The 25,770-nt window shown below is 71.3% G+C and carries 21 protein-coding genes and 1 pseudogene; 7 read left to right on the top strand and 15 right to left on the bottom strand.

Features of this window, described 5'->3' with window-relative positions:
* Positions 1 to 68: 68 nt before the first annotated feature.
* Together AB0B50_RS07510 and AB0B50_RS07505 are read left to right on the top strand one after the other, a co-directional pair.
* Positions 69 to 998 (top strand): GNAT family N-acetyltransferase, encoded by a 930-nt coding sequence (locus AB0B50_RS07510; protein WP_362327137.1) that lies wholly within the window; start codon positions 69 to 71, stop codon positions 996 to 998.
* The gene (locus AB0B50_RS07505) at positions 979 to 1,485 is read left to right on the top strand and encodes a DUF402 domain-containing protein (RefSeq protein ID WP_362327134.1); all 507 of its coding nucleotides are present in this window, start codon (positions 979 to 981) and stop codon (positions 1,483 to 1,485) included. The genes AB0B50_RS07510 and AB0B50_RS07505 overlap by 20 nt, the downstream gene beginning before the upstream one ends.
* A gap of 24 nt (positions 1,486 to 1,509) precedes the next feature.
* Here the strand turns inward: AB0B50_RS07505 and AB0B50_RS07500 are convergent.
* The 5 genes and pseudogenes from AB0B50_RS07500 to AB0B50_RS07480 all read right to left on the bottom strand — a co-directional run.
* Positions 1,510 to 2,403: pseudogene (locus AB0B50_RS07500) on the bottom strand (NUDIX domain-containing protein); the annotation flags it as partial.
* Positions 2,404 to 2,802: 399 nt separating this feature from the next.
* A complete protein-coding gene (locus AB0B50_RS07495) occupies positions 2,803 to 3,285 on the bottom strand; it encodes a GNAT family N-acetyltransferase (protein ID WP_362327131.1) in 483 nt (160 codons plus the stop codon).
* Positions 3,282 to 4,787, bottom strand: a complete 1,506-nt coding sequence (locus tag AB0B50_RS07490) for a tripartite tricarboxylate transporter permease (RefSeq protein WP_362327128.1) — start codon at positions 4,785 to 4,787, stop codon at positions 3,282 to 3,284. Before AB0B50_RS07490 ends, AB0B50_RS07495 begins: the two co-directional genes overlap by 4 nt.
* Position 4,788: 1 nt before the next feature.
* On the bottom strand, positions 4,789 to 5,328 hold the full coding sequence (locus AB0B50_RS07485; RefSeq protein ID WP_362327125.1) for a tripartite tricarboxylate transporter TctB family protein: 540 nt from the start codon (positions 5,326 to 5,328) through the stop codon (positions 4,789 to 4,791).
* Entirely contained in the window at positions 5,325 to 6,308 is a 984-nt protein-coding gene (locus tag AB0B50_RS07480) for a tripartite tricarboxylate transporter substrate binding protein (RefSeq protein ID WP_362327122.1), read from the bottom strand. The genes AB0B50_RS07485 and AB0B50_RS07480 overlap by 4 nt, the downstream gene beginning before the upstream one ends.
* A 132-nt stretch (positions 6,309 to 6,440) precedes the next feature.
* Between AB0B50_RS07480 and AB0B50_RS07475 the strand changes: the two genes are divergently transcribed.
* Entirely contained in the window at positions 6,441 to 7,127 is a 687-nt protein-coding gene (locus AB0B50_RS07475) for a response regulator (protein WP_362327119.1), read from the top strand.
* A gap of 251 nt (positions 7,128 to 7,378) precedes the next feature.
* Positions 7,379 to 8,380 carry a lytic polysaccharide monooxygenase gene (locus tag AB0B50_RS07470; RefSeq protein WP_362327116.1) on the top strand — a complete coding sequence of 334 codons (1,002 nt, stop codon included), beginning with the start codon at positions 7,379 to 7,381 and terminating at the stop codon, positions 8,378 to 8,380.
* Between the two features lie 107 nt (positions 8,381 to 8,487).
* Here the strand turns inward: AB0B50_RS07470 and AB0B50_RS07465 are convergent, their stop codons facing one another.
* From AB0B50_RS07465 to AB0B50_RS07445, 5 genes are all read right to left on the bottom strand, one after another.
* Positions 8,488 to 9,351: an alpha/beta fold hydrolase gene (locus AB0B50_RS07465; RefSeq protein WP_362327113.1), complete on the bottom strand. Its 864-nt coding sequence runs from the start codon at positions 9,349 to 9,351 to the stop codon at positions 8,488 to 8,490.
* Positions 9,352 to 9,574: 223 nt separating this feature from the next.
* Positions 9,575 to 10,249, bottom strand: a complete 675-nt coding sequence (locus AB0B50_RS07460; RefSeq protein ID WP_362327110.1) for a response regulator transcription factor — start codon at positions 10,247 to 10,249, stop codon at positions 9,575 to 9,577.
* On the bottom strand, positions 10,246 to 10,713 hold the full coding sequence (locus tag AB0B50_RS07455; protein ID WP_362327107.1) for an ATP-binding protein: 468 nt from the start codon (positions 10,711 to 10,713) through the stop codon (positions 10,246 to 10,248). The genes AB0B50_RS07460 and AB0B50_RS07455 overlap by 4 nt, the downstream gene beginning before the upstream one ends.
* Before the next feature lie 102 nt (positions 10,714 to 10,815).
* On the bottom strand, positions 10,816 to 11,754 hold the full coding sequence (locus AB0B50_RS07450; protein WP_362327104.1) for a hypothetical protein: 939 nt from the start codon (positions 11,752 to 11,754) through the stop codon (positions 10,816 to 10,818).
* A gap of 146 nt (positions 11,755 to 11,900) precedes the next feature.
* The gene (locus tag AB0B50_RS07445) at positions 11,901 to 15,356 is read right to left on the bottom strand and encodes a DNA polymerase III subunit alpha (protein WP_362327101.1); all 3,456 of its coding nucleotides are present in this window, start codon (positions 15,354 to 15,356) and stop codon (positions 11,901 to 11,903) included.
* Positions 15,357 to 15,520: 164 nt separating this feature from the next.
* Between AB0B50_RS07445 and AB0B50_RS07440 the strand changes: the two genes are divergently transcribed.
* From AB0B50_RS07440 to AB0B50_RS07430, 3 genes are read left to right on the top strand one after another with little or no spacing between them, the layout of a single operon-like run.
* Positions 15,521 to 16,567 carry a DUF3533 domain-containing protein gene (locus AB0B50_RS07440; protein WP_362327098.1) on the top strand — a complete coding sequence of 349 codons (1,047 nt, stop codon included), beginning with the start codon at positions 15,521 to 15,523 and terminating at the stop codon, positions 16,565 to 16,567.
* The gene (locus tag AB0B50_RS07435) at positions 16,564 to 17,226 is read left to right on the top strand and encodes an acetate uptake transporter (RefSeq protein WP_362327095.1); all 663 of its coding nucleotides are present in this window, start codon (positions 16,564 to 16,566) and stop codon (positions 17,224 to 17,226) included. Before AB0B50_RS07440 ends, AB0B50_RS07435 begins: the two co-directional genes overlap by 4 nt.
* Before the next feature lie 52 nt (positions 17,227 to 17,278).
* Complete coding sequence (locus AB0B50_RS07430; RefSeq protein WP_362327092.1) at positions 17,279 to 18,427, top strand: AAA family ATPase; 1,149 nt, start codon at positions 17,279 to 17,281, stop codon at positions 18,425 to 18,427.
* A gap of 72 nt (positions 18,428 to 18,499) precedes the next feature.
* Here AB0B50_RS07430 and adhE read toward each other — a convergent pair whose 3' ends face one another.
* From adhE to AB0B50_RS07405, 5 genes are all read right to left on the bottom strand, one after another.
* Positions 18,500 to 21,106, bottom strand: coding sequence for a bifunctional acetaldehyde-CoA/alcohol dehydrogenase (gene adhE, locus AB0B50_RS07425; protein WP_362327090.1), 2,607 nt, complete (start codon positions 21,104 to 21,106; stop codon positions 18,500 to 18,502).
* Between the two features lie 261 nt (positions 21,107 to 21,367).
* Positions 21,368 to 22,447, bottom strand: coding sequence for a S1 family peptidase (locus AB0B50_RS07420; protein WP_362327088.1), 1,080 nt, complete (start codon positions 22,445 to 22,447; stop codon positions 21,368 to 21,370).
* A gap of 298 nt (positions 22,448 to 22,745) precedes the next feature.
* Complete coding sequence (locus AB0B50_RS07415) at positions 22,746 to 23,627, bottom strand: slipin family protein (protein ID WP_362327086.1); 882 nt, start codon at positions 23,625 to 23,627, stop codon at positions 22,746 to 22,748.
* Between the two features lie 145 nt (positions 23,628 to 23,772).
* On the bottom strand, positions 23,773 to 24,675 hold the full coding sequence (locus tag AB0B50_RS07410) for a S1 family peptidase (protein ID WP_362327084.1): 903 nt from the start codon (positions 24,673 to 24,675) through the stop codon (positions 23,773 to 23,775).
* Between the two features lie 278 nt (positions 24,676 to 24,953).
* A complete protein-coding gene (locus AB0B50_RS07405) occupies positions 24,954 to 25,766 on the bottom strand; it encodes a DUF1684 domain-containing protein (RefSeq protein WP_362327082.1) in 813 nt (270 codons plus the stop codon).
* Positions 25,767 to 25,770: the final 4 nt, after the last annotated feature.

Raw genomic sequence — 25,770 nt, 5'->3', positions numbered from 1 at the left:
CCCGGCCCGGACCACCCGCCGGAAAATGGGAAGCGCTCCCCGCACGCCCCCGCGTACCGTGCGACCCCATGACTGTGATCGTCCGCGCACTCGACCCCGCCACCCCGGCGGACGCCGACGGCTTCGCCGCCGTCCGCCGCGTCTGCGTCCCCGCCATGCTCGCCACCGCCGAATCGGTCGCGTTCGACCGGGCGCACGCCCATCCGGACGCCCGCTACCTCCAGTTGATCGCCGAGGCGGACGGCGAGGTCATCGGCACGGCACAGACCGGCCTCGCCTACGACAGCCCCCAGCCGGGCCAGGGCTTCGCCAACGTCTATGTACGTCCGGACCGCCGCGGCATCGGCGCGGGCTCGCTGATCCTGCGCACCGCCGAGGAACATCTGGCCGCCGAGGGCGCCACCACCGTCTACTCGTGGGTCCTCGACGAGCCGGCGAACCTCGCCTTCGCCGCCAAGCGCGGCTACCGCGCCAGCCGCAGCGCGCACTTCCTCCGCCTCGACCTGGCGGCCGGCACCCTGCCGCCGCTCCAGGAGCCGCCGTCCGACGTGGAGTTGGTGAGCGGTTCGGCGTACGCCCAGGACCCGCGCCCCCTCTTCGACCTCGACGCGGAGACGGTCGCGGACGAACCGAGCGACGTGGCCGCGGAGATGACGGACTACCAGCACTGGCTCGCCGAGACCTGGCACCACCCGCTGATCAGCCAGGAGCTCACGACCGTGGCCCTGGTGGACGGCCGCCCTGCGGCGTTCAGCCTGGCCCGCACCGACGGCGAGGGCCGCTACACCTCGGGCATGACCGGCACCGCACGGGCGCACCGCGGCCGCGGCCTGGCCAAGCTCGCCAAGAACGACTCCCTGCACCGGGCCCGCGCGGCCGGCTGCACGGAGGCGTTCACCGGCAACGACGCCGGAAACGAACCGATGCTGGCCATCAACAAGTGGTTCGGCTACGAGATCTGCGCGACGGAGGTACGTCATGTCCACGACCTCGGCTGACACGAGACCCGCGCACCCCACCACCCTGGAGATCACCCTCACCAAGGCGGGCCGCACAAAGATCCGCTACCCGGCGGAGCTGCTCCACGACGACGGCACACGGATCACGGTCCGCGCCCCCTGGGCGGCCCCCGACACCCGCGACTTCGGCTTCGTCCGCTTCGAGCCGGGCGACGTCTTCGTGGAGCACTACTGGCGCGACCGCTGGTACGCGATCAAGGAGGTGTACGCCGCCGACGGCACCCACAAGGGCTGGTACTGCGACGTGACCCGCCCCACGGTCCGCGACGGCGACGTCGTGACGGTGGTGGACCTGGACCTGGACCTGTGGTGCTCGGCGGACGGCACGACCGTACTGCGCCTGGACGAGGACGAGTTCGAGCAGAGCGACCTCCCCACCACGGACCCCGCAGCAGCCGCAGCGGCCCTCCAGGCCCTCGACGACCTGGAATCCACAGCCCGGGACAGGGGCCTGGCCACACTCTGACCGCCCGCACCCGAGCGGCCCGCCCTACTCGGCGACCAACTCCACCTCATAGCCCTGCCCGCACTCCAGATAGGCCGCGTACTGGCCCTCGCCGCCCGCGTGCGGGTGGCGCTCGGGGAAGAGCAGCGTCCAGCCGTGGCGGGGCGCCGCGGCCACCAGGCGGTCGAGCGCGGCCCGTCCCGCCACGTGGAACGCCAGGTGGTTCAGGCCGGGCCGCCGCCGGTCGTGGGCGCCGGGCCGCAGGTCCGGGGATCGTTCGAGGACGACGTACGCGTCGTCGCGCCGCCAGCTGCGGCCGTTCGCCCAGCGTTGGTGGGGCACATGGCCCAACTCGCCCAGGAGCCACCCCCACGATGCCTCCGCCGCCACGAGGTCGGGCACCCACAGCTCCATGTGGTGGACCGCTCCCGTCCGCGCCGGGGCCAGCGCGACCGGCGGGGCGGTGCGCCGGACGTCGTACGCGACCGAATCCTCGTCCCGCTGCCAGTGCACGACGAAGCGGTCGCCCGCGCGCCAGGCGGTCAGGGCCGCGCGGCAGTACGCCACCATGTCGTGCGGCAGCGCGGACAGGTCGTGCCAGGAGAGCCCCGCGCACTTGTCCGGCTCGGCGTTGAACGGCTCGCCGCCCGCGCCGTGCTCCGCGGAGAAGAACCAGCCGGTGCGCGCCGCCTCGCCGGGCCCTCGGTGCTGTACGACGGCCTCCGCGCGCAGGTCGGCCGGGGCGAGGCCGAGGCCGATCTCCTCGCGCGCTTCGCGGATCATCGCCGCGCGGACGTCCTCGCCGTCCTCCACGTGGCCCGAGGGGAGGTGCAACAGGCCGTCGCCGTAACCGGTGTTGGCCCGGCGGGCAAGCAGCACCTGTTCCCCTCGGCGCAGGATCAGGTGGACGTCGACGATCTCCGCGTGCCGGCCCGGTGCCTGGGCGGAGGCCGTCGCCTCGGCACCCCCGTCGACCTGCGGTGCAACCTCGTTCGTCGTCATTCCCCGATCGTGGCATCCGCCACTGACAATCGCCCCCGGATCAGAAACCGGCCCCGCGGAGGTCTAGCGGGCCCCTCCGGTGGAAATCGGTAGGACAGGACAGGGAGGCAGCCATGCGCCGAGTGACCGTGCACAAGCCCACTGGCAGGTCCAGCAGTCGACGTACGCGGGAGAGGCAGGAGTCGGAGGTCGCTCCGCGGGAAAGGCCCGAGGTCCGCAAGGACATTCAGCGGACCTGGTGGCCGGACGGGTGAGACGCGATGGACGAGATGACGCGGGTGAGACGCCACGGGTGCGACGACACGGGTGCGATGACACAGGTGCGATGCGACGGTCTCAGGTCTCCGTGAGGCGCTTGCGGTAGTGCAGGCGGTCGTAGGGGCCGTCCACTCGGCGCTCCACCAGCTCGTAGCCGTAGCGGGGGTAGATCTTCTGGTTCTCCCACATCAACGCGTTGGTGTAGAGCGTGACTTCGATGAAGCCCAGCGCACGCGCGTGTGCGTCCACGAAGGAGAGCAGTCGGCGGCCCACCCCCTGTCCCGCGGCATCGGGGTGGACCGCGATCGACTCCAGGAGGAGCCGGCCCTCGTACGGACGCGGGACGAGGACCAGAAGTCCGACCACCGGTTCCCCGGTGACGTACACCCGCCCCGCCGCCACGTCGGCCGTGTGGTCGGCCTCCATGGGGGCGGGCACCACCCCGATGCGTTCGATGTAGTGGTGGTACGCCGCGTCGGTCACCGCCCGCACGGCGGGCACGTCGGCGGCTGCGGCGAGGCGGACGTCGATGTCCGCGGATGTCTCGGGTGCTGCGCTCATGCCTCCACGTCTACGCCACGTCGGCGCACCCGCACCAGTGCCTTCTTCACCAACGGCCACGCCACGATCAGGACGATGAGTCCATAGACCGTCACGGAGAACGGCGTGAAGAGGCCGCTGACGCCGCCGTCGCTGATCTGCAGGGCGCGGCGCAGCTGTTGCTCGGCGTTGGGTCCGAGGATGACCCCGATGACGGCGGGCAGGATCGGCAGTCCGTAGCGCCGCATGCCGAAGCCGATCAGTCCGATGACCAGGAGGATGACGAGGTCGAGCGGTTCGCCGCCGACCGCGTACGCGCCGACCGCCGCGAAGAACAGGATGCCCGCGTAGAGATAGGGCCGCGGAATCCGCAGGAGCTTCGCCCAGAGCGGGGCCAGGGGGAGGTTCAGGGCCAGCAGCAGGACCATGCCGACGAAGAGCGAGGCGATCAGGCCCCAGACCAGGTCCGGTTCGCGTTCGAAGAGCAGCGGGCCCGGCTGGATCCCGTACTGCTGGAAGGCCGCGAGCATCACGGCGGCGACGGCGGTCGTGGGCAGGCCGAGCGTCAGCATGGAGACGAGGGTGCCCGCGGCGGACGCGGAGGACGCCGACTCGGGGCCCGCGACACCCTCGATGGCGCCCTTGCCCCACTCCTCCTTGTGCCGGGAGAGGCGTTTCTCCGTCACGTACGACAGGAACGTCGGGATCTCCGCGCCGCCCGCCGGGATCGCGCCGAACGGGAAGCCGATGAACGGGCCGCGCAGCCAGGACTTCCAGGTGCGCCGCACGTCCTGCTTGCCCAGCCAGGGGCGCCCGACGGGGATGGCCTCGCCGCTGGTGCGGCGCAGATGGGCGGCGACCCACAGGGCCTCGCCGATCGCGAAGAGGCCCACCGCGACGATCACCACGTCGACGCCGTCGGCGAGTTGGAGCGAGCCGAACGTGAGCCGCTGCTGCCCCGTCATCTGGTCCAGGCCCACCAGGCCGATGGTGAGGCCGATCAGCAGCGAGGCGAGGCCGCGGACGCGGGAGGAGCCGAGCACCGAGGTGACCGCGATGAAGGCCAGGACCATGATCGCGAAGTAGTCGGGGGCGCCGATGTCCACGGCCAGGTCGGCGACCTTCGGCGCGAGCGCCACCAGGAGGATCGTGCCGATCATGCCGCCCGCGAAGTGCCCGATGGCGGCGGCCGCGAGGGCCTGCGCGCCCCGCCCCGACCTGGCCATCGGATGGCCTTCCATGGCGGCGACGACGGCGGCGCTCTCGCCGGGGGTGTTGAGCAGGATGGAGGTGGTCGAGCCGCCGAACATCGCGCCGTAGTAGATGCCGGCGAACATGATGAAGGCGCCGGTCGGTTCGAGTCCGTACGTCACGGGGAGCAGCAGCGCGACCGCCATCGCGGGGCCGATGCCGGGCAGGACACCGATCGCGGTGCCGAGCAGCACGCCGACCGCGGCCCACAGGAGGTTGATCGGGGTCAGGGCCGTGCCGAAGCCGTCCATCAGGGAGTTGAAGGCGTTCATGTCACAGCACTCCCATCAGGGGACCGCCCGGCAGGGGCACCCCGAGCAGGTTGTTGAAGACTTCGTACGTGACGACGGAGAGTGTGGCCGCGATGAGCGGATCACGGTCGAAGCGGCGGCTGCCGAGGGCGTAGGCGGAGCCCCAGAAGAGCAGCGCCCCGGTGACGGGGAAGCCGACCGGTTCGATGAGGACGGCGGTGGCGAGGAAGACGCCGGCGAGCAGCAACACCGTGCGCCAGTCGGCCGGTTCGGACAGGTCGATGTCCTCGCCGCCCTCGGCCTCGCCGCGCCCGCCGCGCAGGACGTCGACGGCGAGCAGGAGGGCGACGACGAGCAGTCCGATCCCGACCACGACCGGCACGGTCTTCGGGCCGATCGGGCCGCGCTGGGCGATCTCCACGTCCATGGTGAGCGCGTCGGCGAGGACGAGCACGCCGAGGGCCAACAGCAGGACGCACACGCCGAGTTCGGAGTGCTCGCGCAGCCAGGAGCGGGAGGCCCGCGGCTCCTCTTCCGTTTCCGTGAGGTCGGTCGTGGTCACAGCCCCAGCTCCTTCAGCACCGACACGACGCGCTCGTCCTGGGCGTCCAGGAAGTCGCCGAACTCCTCCCCGGGCAGGAAGGCGTCGTCCCAGCCGTTGGTCTTGAGGGACTTCTTCCACTCGGGCGACACGTGCAGCTTCTCGATCAGCCCGATGAGCTTGTCGCGCTCGGCGTCGCTGAGTCCCGGCGGGGCGACGATGCCGCGCCAGTTGGTGAAGTTCACGTCGTAGCCGGACTCCTTGAGGGTGGGCCCGTCCAGGCCCGGCACCCGCTTCGGTCCGGTGACGGCGAGCAGCCTCAGCTCGCCCGACTTGATCTGGTCCAGGTACTCGCCGACTCCGGAGACGCCGAAGGCGACCTTGCTGCCGAGGATCGAGGCGAGCAGTTCGCCGCCGCCGTCGAAGGGAACGTAATTCACCTTCTTCGGGGCGATCCCCACGGCGCGCGCCATCAGCATCGGCGCGATGTGGTCGGGTCCGCCGGGGGCCGATCCGCCGCCCACGGGCAGCTTGCCCGGGTTCTTCTTCCAGGCGCCGACGAGCTGCTCGATGGTCTTGTACGGGGAGTTCTTGGCGACCACGACGACGTCCTGCTCCTCGGTGAGCCGGGCGATGGGAGTCGTGTCCGCGAGGGTCTTCGGCGAGTGGTTGGAGCGGGCGGCGCCCACGACGCCGAGGCCCATGGACATGGCGAGCTTGCCGTTGCCGTGCTCGCCGACGAGCCGGGTCAGGCCGACGGTGCCGCCGGCGCCGGGGAGGTTGAACACCTCGATGTTGTGCGTGAGTTCGGCGTCCTCGGCGTTCTTCGCGGCGGTACGGGCGGTGATGTCGTAGCCGCCGCCGGGCGTGTTGGGGACCATGAGGCGCAGGCCCGGGATCTGGGTGCCGGTCTCGGCGCCGCTGCCCGTGGTGAGCAGCGGCGGCGCCACGAGCACGAGGAGGGCGGCCCCGAGCAGGGCGAGGGGTGTGCGCAGGCGCACCGTGTGCCACCACCTGTCGATACGTAGTCGGGTGTGAGGTGGCCCACATGTTGCCCGCGCGTGAACAGCCTGTCTCTCTTCCGGAACCAACGGACGTTGTGGTCGTTGTGGTCGCGCCCATAGCCTGCGGCGATGACAAAGGTGCTGGTCGTGGACGACGACTTCATGGTCGCCAAGCTGCACAGTCGGTACGTCTCCGCGGTGGAGGGATGCACGGTGGTCGGCGTCGCGCACACCGGCGCCGAGGCGGTCGGCGCGGTGGAGCGCCTGCGCCCCGACCTCGTGCTCCTCGACGTGTATCTGCCCGACATGGACGGCATCGCGGTGCTGCGCGAGCTACGGGCCGCCGAGGAGCGGGATCCGGCGCGGCAGCCGGTGGACGCCCTCTTCATCACGGCGGCGCGGGACGCGGAGATCGTACGGGCGGCGCTGCGGGCGGGCGCCCTGCACTACCTCATCAAACCCTTCAACCAGGCGGCCCTGAAGGAGCAGTTGAGGCACGTGGCCGCCCTGCGGGCCCGCCTCGACGGCCTGGAGGAGGCTCGCCAGGAGGACGTCGACCACATCTTCGGCACCCGCCCACCGGGCTCCAGGGAACTGCCGAAGGGTCTGGCGGCCCACACGGCGGACCTGGTGGAACAGACCCTCCGCAACCACCCGGAGGGCCTCTCGGCCTCACAGTGCGCACAGGCGGGCGCCCTCTCCCGCGTGAGCGCCCGCCGGTACCTGGAGTTCTTCACGGCCACGGGGAGGGCCGAGGTGACGCTGCGGTACGGGGGGACGGGGCGGCCGGAGCGGCGGTATCGGTGGGTGGGGTGAGCCGTGGCCCCACAGCGCCAAATCGGGCATCGCGGGCGTGACCTGAGCGGAGCCTGAGCGCTCCCTTAAAGCGACCATAAGGATCTCCATCACCCGGCCTCAGCAGGCGATTTCACGGTTCTGAAGGGCTAGCTTTCTCGGCGCCGGGGCGGTTCCGAACCGTCGGTGCCGCACATGTTCGGGGGGCGGCGCCGGCCGTTCGCAGCCGTCTCGTGTCCCCACCCCTGAAACGTCGTTGAGGAGAACCACCCATGCCTGCTCGCCGCCGCAAGGTCGCCGCGATCGCCGCCGTCGGTGTCGCCCCGCTCGCCCTGACCGCCCTTTCGGTCACGCCCGCCGCCGCGCACGGGTCGATGACGGACCCGGTCAGCCGGGTCTCCGCCTGCTTCCAGGAGGGGCCGGAGTCGCCGAAGTCGGCCGCCTGCAAGGCCGCCGTGGCCGCCAGCGGTACCCAGGCCTTCTACGACTGGAACGGCGTGAACATCGCCAACGCCGCGGGCAAGTCGAAGGAGATCATCCCCGACGGCAAGCTGTGCAGCGCGAACAACGACAAGTACAAGGGCCTCGACCTGCCGCGCGCCGACTGGCCGTCCAGCAAGCTGGCCGCCGGCAACCACACCTTCCGCTACAAGGGCACCGCCCCGCACAAGGGCTCCTTCGAGCTGTACGTCACGAAGGACTCGTACGACCCGACGAAGCCCCTGAAGTGGTCGGACCTGGAGGACAAGCCCTTCGTCAAGGTCACCGACCCGAAGATGGAGAACGGCGACTACGTCTTCGACGGCACGATCCCCGCCAAGTCGGGCCGCCACCTCATCTACTCGATCTGGCAGCGCTCGGACTCCCCCGAGGCCTTCTACACCTGCTCCGACGTCGTCTTCGGCAAGGACACCGGCGGCTCGGGCTCCGCCCCCGCCCCGGCCGCGTCCGCCCCTTCCGAGAAGGACATCGCGGACGGCGCCGACAAGTCCTCCGTCGAGCACCACGGCCACGGCGACGCCGACGCCAAGACGGGCGCCGAGGTCACCGAGGCCGCCCCCGCGGACGAGCCCGCCGGCAACCGGCCCGAGGTGAACGGCGGCGCCGAGAAGCCGGCCACCACCAGCACCACCGCGAACGACAACCTCGCCGAGACCGGCGGCGACAGCACCACCCCGTACATCGCGATCGGCGGCGCCGCCGCCCTCGCCGTCGGTGCCGCGGCGATGTTCGCCACGACCCGCCGCCGCGCGGCGGGCCGCCACGGCCGCTGAGGCACACAGCAGTTGAGCCGAAAGGTCGCGCTCCCCTCCCGGGGGGGGCGCGACCCTTCAGCGCTCGCCCACCACGACAGACGCGTGCGCTACGACAGACACGCGCGCTACGACAGGCACGTGCTCGGCGTCGCGTGCTCCGGATCCAGTGCGTTCGCCACCTCGTGGTGGGCGACGCGGTCCAGGATCCCTATCGCCACGTGCTCCGCGATATTGACCGGGCACAGGTCCTGCAGGGTCACGTTGCGCACGCCGGGACCGTCGAGGAACTGGGAGCGGTACGGGGTGACCACCTCGTCGTACTTGGTGGCGATGACGGTGTAGCGCACGCCCGGCACCGTGTCCCCGCCCTCATTCAACTTGGCCAGGAACGGCGACCCCGCCACCTGGTCGGCGAGGCCCGGCGTCTTCGTGGTGAGCAGGTCCTCGACCCCGGGGAAGTACGGCAGCAGCCTGGTGAGGCCGAGCAGTGTCGTGCCGTGGTTGTCGGGCGCGAGGCCTATGAGGGCGTTCACCTTGTCGGCGCCCCCGAGGAACTTGAGGTAATGCCGCGGCATCATGCCGCCCTGCGAGTGGCCTACGAGGTCCGCCTCCTTCGCGCCCGTCGAGGCGAGCACCTTGTCGACGAAGCGGTCGAGCTGCTCGGCCGACTTGTCGATGGGGCCGAGCCCGTGGAAGAACGGCACGCCTTCCAACTGGCCGTAGTCCAGGGAGTAGACGCAGTAGCCGCGCTTGACGAGGTAGGGCGCGAGGACCAGCCAGTTGTCGACGGAGTTCCCGAACGTGCCGTGCACGAGGACGACCGGGCGGGGGTGCGCGGCGGACGGCTTGCAGTCGTAGTCGTTCCAGCCCCTCGACGTCGTGGCCGACGCGGTGTCCTGTGCGGCCGCGGCGGTGGGGGTGAGGGTCAGCGCGCCCGTGACGAGCAGGGCGGCGGCGAGCGCGCGCAGCGCTCGTCTCCAGGGCAGCATCGTGTGATCTCCTTGCGGCTCAAGGGAGTTGCGATGGCTGTACGCCCTGCGATCCGGATCACCGGGATGTTGCGTGCATGGCAAATTACGCGCGGGTAGGTGAGGAGTGAAGCTGCGCGTCGGTAAAAAGTTCCAGCAATCACTGGCACGGTCACGGCTGCCGCCCCCCAGAGGCACCGCGCCCGGTCAGGTCAGGTCAGGTCAGGTCAAGTCCCGGTCCCGGTCACCGCGTGGGTGCCACGAGCCCCATCTCGTACGCGATGATGACCAGTTGGACCCGGTCGCGGGCGTCCAGCTTCGTGAACAGGCGCGCCACATGCGCCTTGACCGTGGCCACGGTGATGAACAGTTCGGCGGCGATCTCGGCGTTGGACCGGCCCCGCCCGACCAGGGTGAGGACCTCGCACTCCCGGTCGGTGATGCCCTCCACCGCGCGGGGCTCCGGCGGCCCCGCGGGCTCGGGGCGCGCCGCGAACTCCTCGATCAGGCGCCGCGTGACGCCCGGAGCGATCAGCCCGTCCCCCGCCGCGACCACATGGACCGCCGCGAGGATGTCCTCCAGGGCCATGTCCTTGACCAGGAATCCGCTCGCGCCCGCCCGCAGCGCGCCGTAGACGTACTCGTCGTCGTCGAAGGTGGTCAGGACGAGCACGCTCGGCCCCGCCGGGTCCTCCTTGATCAGACGGGTGGCCTCGATGCCGTCCATGCCCGGCATGCGGATGTCCATGACGACGACGTCGGGGCGTACGTCCGAGGCGAGCCGCACCGCTTCGCCGCCCGTGCCCGCCTCCCCGACGACCTCGATGTCCGGGGCGTCGGCCATCAGCACGCGCAGGCCCGCGCGCACCAGCGGCTGATCGTCGGCGAGGGCGACACGGACGACACGCACGGCGCTCATCCGGCCTCCCCCTGCGTCCATTCGGCCTCCCCCTGCGTCCTTTCGGCCTCCCTCTGCGCCCATTCGACTTCCCCCCGCGGCACGGGCAGCCGGGCCGTCACACGGAAGCCGCCTTCGGGGCGGGGGCCCGCGGCGAAGCTGCCGTGCAGCAGGCCGACGCGCTCGCGCATGCCGACGATGCCGTAGCCGGCGCCTGCGGGCAGCCCGCCGCGGCCGTCGCCGTCGACCTCGACGGTCACCTCGTCGGCGCCGTGGCCGATGGTCACCCGGCAGGCGTCGGCACCCGTGTGCCGCACGACGTTGGTCAGCGCCTCCTGCAGGATCCGGAACGCGGCCAGGTCGATGTCCGGAGGCAGCGGCCGGGGCGTGCCGCGCCTGCGCACGTCGACACGCACCCCGGCGTCCAGCGTCGACGCGACCAGGCGGTCGACGTCGGCCGTGCCCAGGCCGGGGGCGGGGTCCAAGGGAGCGGCAGCACCTTCTTCGGCCCGCTCCGTGGGCCTGCGCAGCGCGACCAGCGTCCTGCGCAGCCCCGCGAGTGTCTCCCTGGAGGGCGCGCCGGGGCGCTACGCCGCCAGCGTCCCGGGAACGATCGCCCCGGGCCCGAACCTCGCCCGTGCCCGGTCGGCGACCTCCTCGATCCGGCGGGCCTTGTCGTCCGCCGGGTCGAACGTCAGCTGGTGGGCGGCGTGTTCGGCGGGGCCGAGCCCTTCGGCGCGCAGGGCGATGCCGCGCACCCGGGCGCGCTGCAGGCCGAGCGCCTCGTACATGCGGTACGCGGCCGTGGTCAGCGCGGTGGAGTGCGCGGTCGGCTCGGGCAGCGTCCGGGTCCTGGTGGTCGTGGTGCGGTCCGCGTACCGCACGGTGAGGGTCAGCGCGCGGCACACCTGGCCCTCGCCGCGCATCCCGACGCCCAGTTCCTCGGCGCAGGAGAGCAGGGCGCGGCGGTGCCGGAAGGGGTCCAACTCGTCGCGCGAGAAGGGACGTTCGGTGGAGACCGAGCGCGCGGCGGCGTTCGGCGTGACCCGGGCACGGTCGATGCCCCGCGCCTTCTCACGCAGCTCGCGGCCCGCGCGGGCGCCGACGAGCCGCTGCAGGGTGGACAGGGGCGCGGCGGCGACCTTGCCGAGGGAGTCGAGTCCGTACTCGCACAGGGTGCGGGCGGTGGCGCGGCCGATGCCGGGCAGCTCACCGACGGGCCGCTCGGCGAGGAACTCCCGTACTCCGTCCACCCCTTCGGGCACCGCGCGGGTCACGCCCGGCGCGGCGCCGCGCGCGGCCATCCGGGCCAGCATCGGGCCGGGGCCCGCGCCGATCGCGCACTCCACTCCGTACCGGGCGAGCGCCCGCACCCGTATCAGCGCGGCCAGCTCGACGGCGCTCCGCCCGAAGTACCGCCGCGCGCCGCGTACGTCGACGAGCGCGGCGTCGGGCGGCAGCGCCTCGACCAGAGGAGTGAACTCCCCGAGCAGGCCGAGGAGTTGGGGCAGTGCGGCTTCGTACATGGGAGGCAGCAGAAATCGTACGTAGAGAGTGCCCGCCCCACAGACCTCGACCACCCCGCGCTCCTCCGCCCCACAGACCTCGACCACTCCCCTCTCCTCCGCCCCACAAGCCCCAGTAACCGCCCCGCTCTCCCCCGTCACCGCACTCATCCCGCACTCCCCGGACTCCGATGCCACAACTTCCGTGTCCCCGCGGCGCCTTCGCCCGCCGGGCGCAGATCAGCCCAGGGATGCATCTCGTACCCCGTGGACATGCGGATGCGCCGCCCGTCGTCCGCCGCCTTCTCCTCCCCGGGGGCGGCCTCGGGCTCCGCCTCCGATTCCGCCAGACGCAGCGCCACCGCGTCGAGACCGCCCTCCTTCCGCACCTCCACCAGCTCCGCGAGGTTCCACGCCGCCGCGCCGACCACGCTGAGGCTGCGCGGCCCGCGCCGCTGCACCACGCCGTGTACGAGCAGCAGCCAGGAGTGGAAGACGGTGTGCGCGCACCGCTCGTGGGCGTCGTCGAAGAAGGCCAGGTCGACCAGGCCCGTGCCGTCGTCCAGGGTGGTGAAGATGACGCGCTTGCCGGAGCGGATCGGCGGGGTCTGCGTGGCGGCCTTGGCGCCCGCGACCAGGACGGTCGCGCCGTGCTCGGCCTCGCGCAGGCGCCGGGCGCTGAACACGCCGAGCTCCGCGAGGAACTCCTTGTGGTCGCCCATGAGATGGCGGGAGGAGTCCATGCCGAGGACGCCGAGCTCGGCGCTGAGCCGCTCCGCGTCGTCGAGATCGGGGAGCCCCGCGGAAGCGGTCCCGCGCCCGCCGGCCAGGGGCAGTTGACCCCCTGCCGCGCCCCGCGTCCCGCGCCGCAGCTCGGCCAGGTGCAGTTGCAGGTCACGGCGGTTGGCGCCGAACGCGTCGAGCGCGCCGACCCGCGCGAGCCGCTGCGCGACCGGCTTCGAGGGCCTGGCCCGCTCCCAGAAGTCGACGAGCGAGGCATAGGGCTGCCCCTCCGCGATCCGCGCGGCCTCGGCGTCGCTGATGCCGTGCACGTCGCAGAGGGCGAGCCGCAGACCCCAGACCTCCCGAGACCCAGATTCCTCGGACACCAGTTCGATGCGGTGAGCGACCGCCGACCGGTTCACGTCCAGCGGAAGGATCGGTACCCCCCGCCGCCGCGCGTCCGCGAGCAGCAGCCGCTTCGGGTACATCCCGGGGTCGTGCGTGAGCAACCCCGCGTAGAACGCGGCCGGATGATGGGCCTTCAGCCACGCCGACTGGTACGTCGGCACGGCGAAGGCCACCGCGTGCGCCTTGCAGAATCCGTACGACCCGAAGGCCTCGACGATCTCCCAGGTACGGGTGATCGTCTCCGCGTCGTACCCCCTGGCCGCCGCGTGCTGCGCGAACCAGAAGCGGATCCGCCCCTGCGAATCGGGGTCGGAGAGCCCGCGCCGCACCCGGTCCGCCTCGTCGCGCCCGCAGCCGGTCATGATGTCCACGATCTCGATGATCTGCTCGTGGAAGACGACGACTCCGTACGTCTCCTTCAGCGGCTCCGCGAGGTCGGGGTGCGGGTAGCGGACGGGCGCGCGGCCGTGCCGGGCCTCGATGAAGGGGCGCACCATGTCGGCGGCGACGGGTCCTGGACGGAAGAGGGAGATGTCGACCACCAGGTCGTGGAAGGTCGCGGGCTGGAGGCGTCCGACCAGGTCCCGCTGTCCCGGCGACTCGATCTGGAAGCAGCCGAGCGTCTGGGCCGACTTGATGAGTCGGTACGTCGCCGGATCGCCCGGCGGCACCGCGTCCACGTCCACCCGCTCGCCCGTGGCCCGCTCGACCTCCGCCACCGCGTGCGCCATCGCCGACTGCATCCGCACGCCGAGCACGTCCAGCTTGAGCAGGCCGAGGTCCTCGACGTCCTCCTTGTCGAACTGCGACATGGGAAAACCCTCGCCGCTGGTCGGCATCACGGGCGTGCGGGCGAGCAGCGAGGCGTCGGAGAGCAGCACCCCGCACGGGTGCATGGCGACACCGCGCGGCAGCGCGTCGAGGGCCTCGACCAGCTCCCACAGCCGGTCGCGGTCCCCCGATTCCTGGGCGATCTGCCGCAGTTCGGGCAGCTCGTCCATCGCCGCGCGGGCGTCGCGGGCGCGGATGTGCGGGAAGGCCTTGGCGATCCGGTCGATGTCGGCCGGGTCCATGGACAGGGCGGCGCCCACGTCGCGTACGGCGTGGCGGACCCGGTAGGTCTCGGGCATGGCGACCGTCGCGACCCGCTCGGTGCCGAAGCGGCCGATGATCGCGCGGTAGACCTCCAGACGGCGGGCCGACTCGACGTCGATGTCGATGTCGGGCAGCACGGCCCTCCGCTTGGACAGGAACCGCTCCATGAGCAGCCCGTGCTCGACGGGGTCGGCGTGCGCGATGCCGATGAGATGGTTGACCAGGGATCCCGCGCCGGAGCCGCGCGCCGCGACCCGGATGCCCAAGTCGCGTACGTCGTCGACCACTTGGGCCACGGTCAGGAAGTAGGAGGCGAAGCCGTGGTACGCGACGATGTCCAGCTCGCGGTGCATCCGCTCCCAGTAGTCGCGAGCCCCGGGGCCGCGGTCGTACCCGCGCAGCACCATGCCCGCCGCCGCCCGCGAGGCCAGGACACGCTGCGCGGTGCGGCGCCCGGCGCCGACCAGGCGCGGCTCGGGGAAGTGCACGGACCCGATGCCGATGTCGTCCTCGGCGTCGACGAGGCACTCGGCGGCCACCGCACGGGTCTGCTCCAGCAGGCGGTGGGCGGTGTCGCGGCGGAAGCCCGCGGCCTCGACGACGCGCTCGGCGACGCGGAACATGTCGCCCGCGCCCTTCAACCACCGTTCGCCGCCGTCGAGTTCCTTGGTCGGGTCGACGGGGACGAGGCGGCGCGCGGCGTCGAGGACATCGGCGACGGGGCCCTGCCCCGGGTCGGCGTAGCGCACGGCGTTGCTCAGGACGGGGCGCACGCCCTGCTCGGCGGCGAAGCCGACGGTGCGCGCGGCGAGCCGGAGCGATCCGGGACCGGTGCCCTCGCGGCCGTGCCAGACGGACTCCAGGCGCAGCGCGTCGCCGTACCGCTCGCGCCACGGGGCCAGGAGCCGCGCGGCCCGGTCCGGGCGCCCGGCGGCGAGCGCGCGCCCCACGTCGGACGCGGGGCCCAGCAGCACGGTCAGGCCCTCGCCGTGGTTCTCCTGCCACGGCAGGACGGGCTGCTGCCCCGCGCCTTCCCGGTGCGCGGCGGTGACCAGCCGGCAGAGCGTGGCCCAGCCGGTGGCGCCGTCGCGGGCGAGGAAGGTGACGCGCGGGGTCGATTCGTCGATGAAGGCGCCGCCGCGCACGGGCGCCCGCCGCCGCTCCCCCTTGGCGGGGACGGGTACCCCCACCGCGAGCTCGGCCCCGAACAGCGGCCGCACCCCGGCCTTCTCGCAGGCCTTGGCGAACCGGACGGCGCCCGCGAGGGTGTCCCTGTCGGTGAGCGCGAGGGCGTCCATGCCCCGCTCGGCGGCGCGCTCGGCGAGCCGCTCCGGGTGCGAGGCGCCGTACCGCAGGGAGAACCCGGAGACGGTGTGCAGATGCGTGAACCCGGGCACACGCACCTCCTGCAACCCTGAACCGATCCGATCTCACATCCCCCGTCTCCACCATAGACCACTTTCGAACTCACGTACGACACGAGTGTTCGATTACCTGTCGGAGGTCGTCCGTTCGGCCCATCCCACCTGCGGGAACGCCCGGGGCCCCCGAGCGTGGGGGCATGAGGTTCGCCGACGAATTGAAGAGCGCCGTCACTCCGCGAGCAGCCCTGCTCGTCATCGGCGTACTCGCCCTGCAGCTGCTGTTCATCGCCTCCTACGTAGGGGCCCTGCACAACCCGAAGCCGAGAGACGTCCCCTTCGGAGTGGTCGCCCCGGGACCCGCGGCCGAGCAGACCGCCGACCGGCTGAAGAAGCTCCCCGGCGAACCGCTCGACACCCGCGTGATCGAGAACGAGGGCGTGGCCCGCCACCAGATCATGAACCGCGACATCGACGGCGCCCTGATCGTCGACCCGCGCGGGACGACCGACACCCTCCTGGTCGCGTCCGGCGGCGGCACCGCGCTCTCCAGGACCCTGACCGAGCTCACCGCCAAGATCGAAGGCGCCGAGAAGCGCGCGGTGAAGACCGTCGACGTGGCCCCGGCATCGAAGCAGGACTTCAACGGACTCTCGTCCTTCTACCTGGTCGTCGGCTGGTGCGTCGGCGGCTATCTGTGCGCGTCGATCCTCGCGATCAGCGCGGGATCCCGGGCCGCCAACGTCCCGCGCGCGGTCATCAGGCTCGGCACCATGGCGCTCTACTCGATCGTCGGCGGGCTCGGCGGCGCGATCATCATCGGGCCGATCCTCGGCGCCCTGCCGGGCAGCATCATGGGCCTGTGGGGCCTCGGCGCCCTGGTGATCTTCGGGGTCGGGGCGATCACGCTCGCCCTGCAGTCGCTCACCGGCATCGTGGGCATCGGCCTCGCCGTCCTGCTCGTCGTCATCGCGGGCAACCCGAGCGCGGGCGGCGCCTTCCCGCTGCCGATGCTGCCGCCCTTCTGGGAGGCGATCGGGCCCTGGCTGCCGCCGGGCGCGGGCACCTGGGTGGCGCGCTCCATCGCGTACTTCGAAGGGAACGCGGTCACCGGACCGCTCCTGGTCCTCTCCGCCTGGGCGGTCCTCGGCGTCGTCGTCACCCTCGCCCTGTCCGCACGGCGCAAGAACAAGAACAACGGCTCGATCGACCTGACCGGCACCAGCTACGGCAAGGGCATCGCGTGAACTTCCCGCACCGCACGGGCCCCGCGGCCCAGGCGGTCTCCGTCAAACGCATGGAGCCCACCGCGCAGGCCCAGCTGGGCCCGCTCGGACTCACCGGCTTCATCGTCGTCACGATGATCGCCACCGGCATCGACGCGGGCGTCTTCCCCGAGAAGCTCCTGCACTCCGTCGTGCCCCTGGTCGGCTTCTTCATCGGCGGCCTCGCGCAGCTGCTCGCCGGGCTCTTCCAGGCCCAGCGCGGCGACACCTGGCACGCCACGGTCTTCGGCGGCTTCGGGCTCTTCTGGATGGCCAAGGCGCTGATGCTGCTCTGGGTTCTTCCCGGCCTCGACCCGTCGCTGCGCGGAGACACGATGGGCCTGTTCACCCTGCCCTGGGTGTTCGTGGTCTTCGTGCTGTGGATGGCGAGCTTCCGCATCCACCTGGCACTCCTGCTCACCTTCACCTGCGTACTCGTCGTGTTCGTGGCGATGACCTGCAACGGCTTCACGGGGTCGGTCGGCTGGAACCGGGTCGCGGGCTGGTTCGGGCTCGGCGCGAGCGCCGGGGCGCTGTATCTGCTCGCGGGCCAGGTGATGGCGTCCACCTGGGGCCGCCCGGTCCTGCCGATGGGCCGCTTCCTCGCGCCGGACGCGCCGGACGTGCAGCCGGAGACATGAGCCCAGGGCCTCGGAAGCGGGATTGTCAGACCCTGGTGCGAGGCTGGAACACATGATCCGCACACTCGCCGTCGAGAACTACCGCTCCCTGCGCAAACTGATCGTCCCGCTGGACCGACTGAACGTGGTCACGGGCGCGAACGGCACGGGCAAGTCCAGCCTGTACCGCGCCCTGCGTCTGCTCGCCGACTCCGCCGCGGGCGGCGCGGTCGCGGCCCTGGCCCGCGAGGGCGGCCTGCCGTCCGCGCTCTGGGCGGGCGAGCGCAAGGCCGAGCCGACCGGCCTCCGCCTCGGCTTCGCCGGCGACGAGTTCGGGTACGCGGTCGACTTCGGCCTCCCCCAGTCCAGCGGCGCGGGCCCCGGCGGCGCGCCCTCCATGTTCGCCCTCGACCCCGAGATCAAGCGGGAGTCCACCTGGGCGGGCCCGGTCCTTCGGCCCGCCGCGCTGCTCTGCGACCGCGCGGGCCCCGCCGTGCGCACCCGCACGGCCGACGGCGGCTGGCACCGCACACAGGGCCTCCGGCCGTACGACAGCATGCTGAGCGAGTTCGCCGACCCGCAGCTCGCCCCCGACCTGCTCAGGCTGCGCGAACTGATCCGCTCCTGGCGGTTCTACGACCACGTGCGCACCGACGCCGACGCCCCCGCGCGCGCCGCCCGGATCGGCACCCGCACCCCGGTTCTCGCCCACGACGGCGCGGACCTCGCCGCGGCCCTGCAGACCATCCGCGAGATCGGCGACGACGATGCGCTCGACGAAGCCGTTGCGGACGCCTTCCCCGGCAGCCGGGTCCGCGTCGTCGACAACGGCGGCCGGTTCGAGATCCAGTTGCACCAGCGCGGCCTGCTGCGCCCGCTGGGCCCGGCCGAACTGTCCGACGGCACCCTGCGCTACCTGCTGTGGACGGCGGCACTGCTCACGCCCCGTCCCCCGTCCCTCCTGGTCCTGAACGAGCCGGAGACGAGCCTGCACCCCGACCTCCTGCGCCCCCTGGCGGACCTGATCCTCACGGCGACAAAGGACACGCAGGTGGTCCTGGTGACCCACGCCGACCCTCTCGCCGAAGCGGTGGCCAAGGGAGCGGCCCGCCACCGGATCGACGTCAACTCCATAGAGCTGTTCAAGGAGTCGGGCGAAACATCCGTGGCAGGCAGGGAGAGCCTCCTGGACGAGCCCCTCTGGTACTGGCCCAAACGCTGAGACCCCGCGCCCCGTAAGGGGCGCGGGGAACTGCGCGCTCAGCCACACACAGCCCGCAGACGGCAACCGGGATCAGGCACCCGCCCCGTTCCCGTAGTACGCCTGCCGCATCAGCTGCTGCATCTCATCGATCATCGGCATACGGGGGTTGGCCGGCGCACACTGATCCGCATACGCATTCATCGCCTGCTGCGGCAACGCGGCGAGGAAGGCGGCCTCATCGACCCCCTCCTCCCGGAAGGAGGAGGGAATCCCGCACTTGGCCCGCAGCTCCTCGACGGCGCAGGCGTAGGACTCCACGCCCTCCTCGGGAGTCGCCGCCGGCAGGCCCAGCATCCGCGCGATCTCCTGGAACCGCTCGGGCGCCCGGTAGACCTCCGCCTTCGGCCAAGGCGTCGCCTTGCCGGAAACCGTGCCGTTGTGCCGGATGACGTGCGGCAGAAGCAGCGCGTTGGTGCGCCCGTGGGCGACATGGAACGTGTTGCCCAGGGTGTGCGCCATCGCGTGCACCAGGCCGAGGAAGGCGTTGGCGAAGGCCATGCCCGCGACCGTCGAGGCGTTGTGCATCTTCTCGCGCGCCTCGGGGTCCTTCGCCCCGTTCACCACGCACCGCTCCAGGTTCTCGAAGATGAGCTTGATCGCCTGGAGGCAGAGCCCGTCGGTGTAGTCGTTCGCGTACGCGGAGACGTACGCCTCGGTGGCGTGGGTCAGCGCGTCGAAGCCGGAGTCGGCGGTGACGGTCGCCGGAAGCTTCATCGGCAGGACCGGGTCGACGATCGCGACGTTCGGGGTGAGCGCGTAGTCGGCGAGGGGGTACTTCTGCGCGGCCTTCGGGTCGGAGATGACCGCGAAGGGGGTGACCTCGCTGCCCGTGCCCGAGGTGGTCGGGACGGCCACCATCTGCGCCTTCTTGCCGAGCCCAGGGAACTTGAAGGCCCGCTTGCGGATGTCGAAGAACTTCTCCTTGGTGTCCGCGAACTCGACCTCGGGGTGCTCGTACATCAGCCACATGATCTTGGCCGCGTCCATCGGCGAGCCGCCGCCGAGGGCGATGATCGTGTCCGGCCGGAACTCCCGCATCATGGCGGCACCGGCCTGCACCGTCGCCAGCTCCGGGTTGGGCTCGACGTTGTCGATGACCTGGACGGTGACGGCCTCGGGCCGCGCCGCGAGGATGTCGGTCACGCGGGCGACGAACCCGAGCGTCGACATGGTCTTGTCGGTCACGATCGAGACGCGCCTGATGCCTTCCATCTCCCCCAGGTACCGCAGGGAGTTGCGCTCGAAGTAGATCTTCGGCGGGACCTTGAACCACTGCATGTTGTTGTTGCGCCGTCCGATCCGCTTGACGTTGATCAGGTTGACCGCGGAGACGTTGTCGGACACCGAGTTGTGCCCGTACGAACCGCAGCCGAGGGTGAGCGAGGGGAGGAAGGAGTTGTACACGTCGCCGATGCCGCCGAAGGTCGAGGGCGCGTTGACGATGACGCGGACCGCCTTGACGCGCCTGCCGAACTCCTCGGCGAGTTCCTCGTCCTCGGTGTGGATCGCGGCGCTGTGCCCGAGGCCGTGGAACTCGACCATCCGCGCGGCGAGTTCGAGGCCGTGCTCGGTGGTCTCCGCCTTGAGCGCGGCCAGGATCGGGGAGAGCTTCTCGCGGGTGAGCGGCTCGCCCTCGCCGACCTCCGCGCACTCGGCGACGATGACCGAGGTGCCCTCGGGGACCTCGAACCCGGCCTGCTCGGCGATCCACCGCGGGGACCTGCCGACGACGGCGGCGTTCAGCTTGGCGCCCGAGCAGTTGTTGGCGAAGGCGGTCGTGCCGAAGACAAACTCCTCCAGCTTGGTCTTCTCGGCCGCCGAGACGACGTACGCGCCGAGCCGCTGGAACTCCGCGAGGCCCTCCTCGTAGATCTCCTGGTCGAGGATGACGGCCTGCTCGGAGGCGCAGATCATGCCGTTGTCGAAGGCCTTGGAGAGCACGATGTCGTGAACGGCGCGGCGCAGCCTGCCACTTCGCGTGACATACGCGGGTACGTTTCCGGCGCCGACGCCGAGCGCGGGCTTGCCGCAGGAGTAGGCGGCCTTGACCATGGCGTTGCCACCGGTGGCGAGGATCGTCGAGACGCCCTCGTGATTCATGAGAAGGCCGGTGGCCTCCATCGAGGGCTCCTCGACCCACTGCACGCAGTCCTCGGGCGCCCCGGCCTCGATCGCGGCGTCCCGCACGATCCTCGCGGCCTCGGCCGAGCAGTTCTGGGCGCTCGGGTGGAAGGCGAAGATGATCGGGTTACGGGTCTTCAGGGCGATGAGGGCCTTGAAGATCGTGGTCGAGGTCGGGTTGGTCACCGGGGTCATCGCGCAGACGACGCCGACCGGTTCGGCGATCTCGGTGATGCCGTTGACCTCGTCGCGGGAGATGACGCCCGCGGTCTTCAGGCCGCGCATCGAGTTGACGACGTGCTCGCACGCGAAGAGATTCTTGACGGCCTTGTCCTCGAAGAGGCCCCGCCCCGTCTCCTCGACCGCCTGCCGCGCGAGCTCCCCGTGGCTGCTCAGCGCGGCGAGGGAGGCCTTCGTGACGATGTGGTCGACCTGCTCCTGGTCGTACGACTCGAACCGCTCGAGCGCCACGAGGGCGTCCCGCACGAGTCCGTCCACCATCTCCTTGGCCTGCATGGCAGGTACTCCTTCATTGAGACCTTTTCTCTGCTACCTCAATTCGACACCTTTACGTTCCGTTGGGGCGCCCGAAAAAGGCCTCATCAGGCAGGCAGAAGGTCCCGGCGGGCCGCTCCAGAACTCCCGCAAAGCGGGTTTGACCTGCGTGAACACCGTGGGACTTAGGACCCTTGCGCGCTTGTGAATATTTTCACAAGGTTTGCGAAAAAGCCCCCGCCCCCGGCTTCCCGAGGGCGGGGCATAAAGCTTCGTACAGGCTCAGCCTATTTCCGCCCCGTAGGCCGACAGGGCCTCCGGCACCGGCTGGAAGAAGGTCTCGCCTCCGGAGGAGCAGTCGCCGCTGCCGCCCGAGGTGAGGCCCAGCGCGGTGTCGCCCGCGAAGAGCGCGCCGCCGCTGTCGCCGGGCTCCGCGCAGACAGTGGTCTGGATCAGACCGTCGACCTGGCCCTCCTGGTAGTTGACCGTGGCGTCGAGCGCGGTGACGTCACCGTCGTGGACCTTGGTGGTGCTGCCGCTGCGCGTCACCTTCTGGCCGACCGTGGCGTCCCCGGCCTTGCTGATCGCCTGGGTGCCGCCGTAGAGGTTGACCTCGCTCGGGTGCGGGGTGTCGGCCGTGTACTTCACGATGGCGTAGTCGTTGCCCGGGAAGCTCGACTCCTCCGTGGTGCCGATCTCCTGGCCGCCCTGCGAGTCGGACCAGCTCTTGACCGCGTTGCCGCAGTGGCCCGCCGTCAGGAAGTACGGCTGACCGCCCTTGACCACGTTGAAGCCGAGCGAGCAGCGCGAACCGCTCCCCCAGATCGCGTCGCCGCCGGCGATGAAGGCCTTGTACTCGCCCTTGCTGTGCTTGAGTTCGGCCTTGCCGCCGAGGCTCTTGACGATCGAGCCGACCTTGTCGAGCTTCGCGCCCTTGACCGTGCGGTCCGCCGTCACGACGATCTTGTTCGTGGTCGGGTCCATCGCCCACGAGGTGCCGGGCACGGCCGCCTTGTCGTCGAGCGTCGCGCGGGCGCTCTTCAGCTCGGCCAGGGAGTTCTCGACGATTCTGGCCTTGCCGCCCGCCGACTCGACGGCGTCGGCCGCGCTCTCGTTCAGCACGTTCACGACGAGGGACTTGGCCTTCGCGTCGTAGTACGTGCCCGCGGCGTCCGCGCCGAGGTCCTTGGCCAGGGACGAGGCGAGCTTTCCGGCCTTCGCCACCGAGAGGGTGTCCGGCGTGGGCTCCGGGGAGTTCTCGCTCGCGTTCGCAGTCTGGAAGGTGATTCCCGCGGCGACCAGCGCGGCGATGCCCGCGCCTGCCACGGCGGCACGCCGCTTGGGTATGCGTCGGTGCTTCAAAACTCACGACCTCCTGTGGGGGGATCGACCCGTCCGGCGTGGGGGCCTGACGGGCCGCAGGGCTTGCGTGGCACGGAGTTGTCACAGCGAGGCGGAGTTGCCACGGCGAGAAGGACGCGTCCATGCCAAGTTGGCCTCGCCCACTATCCCGATGCCCTCCGGTCGCACACAAGGTCTACTTCAGGACGCGCGAACGGCAACGCCCGTGCGCCCCCGGTCCGCCTGGCGCCCCTGTCTCGCCACGTCGGTTCCCGCTGCAAACACCGCGTGCAAGGGGACGGTCGCCAGGGGGTGAGGACTAGTCCTGTCCGGTTCTCGACCCTTCGGAAGGCCCCAGCTCTCCGACTTCCGCGTCCTGCGCTCCGGAATCCGGCAGCTTCGCGGGCTCCGCCGCGGGCTGCTGCGGCTGCTGCGGCAGCGCCTGCTGGGCCCGCTCCAGGAAGCGGAGCAGCTCCACAGGGAAGGGCAGGACGAGGGTGGAGTTCTTCTCGGCGGCGACGGCCACCACGGTCTGCAGGAGCCGCAGTTGGAGGGCGGCGGGTTCCTCCGACATCTCGTGGGCGGCCTCGGCGAGTTTCTTGGAGGCCTGGAGTTCGGCGTCGGCGTTGATGACGCGGGCGCGGCGCTCGCGGTCGGCCTCGGCCTGGCGGGCCATGGACCGTTTCATGGTCTCGGGCAGGGAGACGTCCTTGATCTCGACACGGTCGATCTGCACGCCCCAGCCGATCGCCGGGCTGTCGATCATCAACTCCAGGCCCTGGTTGAGCTTTTCGCGGTTGGACAGCAGGTCGTCCAGGTCGCTCTTGCCGATGATCGAGCGCAGCGAGGTCTGCGCCATCTGCGAGACGGCGAAGCGGTAGTCCTCCACCTGCACCACCGCCTCGGCGGCGTCGACGACCTTGAAGTAGATGACCGCGTCCACCCGCACCGTGACGTTGTCGCGCGTGATGCCGTCCTGCGCGGGCACCGGCATCGTCACGATCTGCATGTTGACCTTACGGAGCCGGTCCACAAAGGGAACGATCGTGGTGAACCCCGGTCCGCGCACCGACCGTTGCAGCCGGCCCAGGCGCAGCACCACGCCCCGTTCGTACTGTTTGACGACGCGCGCCGCGGCCAACAGATAGACCACTCCGGCCGACCCGACGACCAGTCCCGCCGTCACCAGCTCCTCGACCATGCCGGCCCCCCAGGGTCCGAATTGGGCGTGTTGGGCGTCCACTTCGAAGGTAGCTCGCCCCCCGGGGATAGGGCGAGCCCCCGCCCGGAAGCCGGGCGGGGGCTCGTCCTGCTGTCGGCCGCGGTCTCAGTGGCCGAACACGGGATCAGTAGACGCTCACGTTGTACGCGCGCAGCGCCTCGGTGACCGGCTGGAAGAAGGTCGTGCCGCCCGACGAGCAGTTGCCGCTGCCGCCGGAGGTCAGACCGAGCGCCGTGGAACCGGAGTACAGCGGGCCGCCGCTGTCGCCGGGCTCGGCGCAGACCGTGGTCTTGATCATGCCGTAGACGACGTCGCCGCCACCGTAGTTGACGGTCTGGTTCAGCGCGGTGACCCGGCCGCTGTGCGTGCCGGTCGTGGAGCCGCGCCGGGTCACGTTCTGCCCGACGGTGGGGTCGGCGGCGCGCGTGATGTCCTGGCTGCCCACGGTGCCGGACTTGGTGATCGAGGTGTTGGTGTACTTGACGATGCCGTAGTCGTTCGTGGGGAAACTGGAGCCCGACGTGGTGCCGAGCACGGTGGTCTTCGCCGAGTTGGACCACCAGGTGGTCGCGCCGTCGGTGCAGTGCCCGGCGGTCAGGAAGTAGTAGGTGCTGCCGTTGCGGACGTTGAAGCCGAGCGAACAGCGCCAGCTGGACGCGTAGATGGCGTCCCCTCCGGAGATGTACTTCTGGAACTTGCCCGGCGTGCGCTGGATCTTCAGGGCGTCCGCGTTGGACCCCGCCGCTTCCTTGATCCTGGCGATCTCGGCCTTGGAGACCGTGCTGTCGGCGGTGACGACGACCTGCTTGGTCTTCGGGTCGACGCCCCAGGCGGTGCCCGCGACATCGGCGTCGAGCACCGCGTCGTTGGCCTGTTCCAGCTGTGCCGCACTGAAGGTCGCCACACCGTCCTGGGCGTTCGCCGCGGGCACGACGAGCGCGCCGGCGGCCACGAGTCCACTGGCCACCGCGATCAGACGAGTGCGTCTCGCTATGCCACTGCGGGGGGTGGTGCGCTTGATCCTCACGTTTGTTCCTCCCGAGGGAAGTCAGTGGGTCCTTGTGGGTTGAGGACCCGTGAGGCGCAGCCAAAAGGCAAGACGAATTCCGGTTACGCCGTGCTCCTGACAAGCGCTGCTCGGGAGTATTGGGGGGCGGGACAGGCCGCACAAGGGCGTCTTTCGGCCGCCGACCGATACACGTCGACCGGCCCCGGTGGGTCTCGTACCTCTCGTACGCCACCGGGGCTCGGGCCATCGGCCGTCGTTGTGAGGCCGTCCGTGCCGAAGTCGTCCGTTCTGACGAGTCAGCGGTCCAGAAGGTTCCGCTCTCCCGCCGCGATCTCGGTGACCAGGGTGTTGCCGGGCGGCGGGAAGGGGCAGATGAAGTGGTCGGCGAAGGCGCACGGGGGCAGCAGCGACCGGTTGAAGTCGACCGTGGTGCGGCCCTTGGCGTCGGGGGCCGCGGGCCGCAGGAAGCGGAAGCGGTAGCTGGAGGTGCCGCTGGTCGCGTCGGCGAAGACGGCCCACAGGGATCCGTCGCCCTCCACCGCCACCTGGAGGGTGTGCTCGACTCCCCCGAGCCGGAAGGAGAGTTCACCGCCGAGGCCGAGGCCGCGCTCCTTGCCGTCCGCGTTGCCGACCGTGACGGTGCGGTGCTCGTCGTACGGCGTGAAGCGTCCGGGCACCGCCCAACGGGCGTCGTAGGGCGTGGCGTCGATGCCCTGGAAGGCGCGGCGCGCGGCGGCGTCCGGGTCGAAGTCCCGTACCGCCCACAGACCTTCGCGCCTGAGGACGACGAGGCGGCGCCCGCCGTGCGTCACCCGCGCCGCGGAGACGGGACCGGCGTCGGCGTCCAGGCGGGCCTCTCCGGCCAGGGGCTCTCCGTCGACGGCCAGGCCGTCGCCCCGGCCCGCGGTCAGGACGACCGCGTCGGGCGTCTCGGTCCACCGCCCGGGGATGCCCGGAAGGTGTCCGTCCGGATGGTCCGCGAGCCAGTGCGTGCCGGTGAGGGAGAGCGGCCCGTAAGGGGCCGATACCGTCTCCGTGCGCTGCTCGTGCCAGCGCTTCCAGTCCTGTGCGGCCTCGGCGTCCGCGACGGCGTCGTGTTCGGTGCTCATGATG

It is taken from the genome of Streptomyces sp. NPDC041068 (assembly GCF_040647455.1).
Classification (GTDB): Bacteria; Actinomycetota; Actinomycetes; order Streptomycetales; family Streptomycetaceae; genus Streptomyces.
This window is presented reverse-complemented; position numbering and strand designations above follow the sequence as displayed.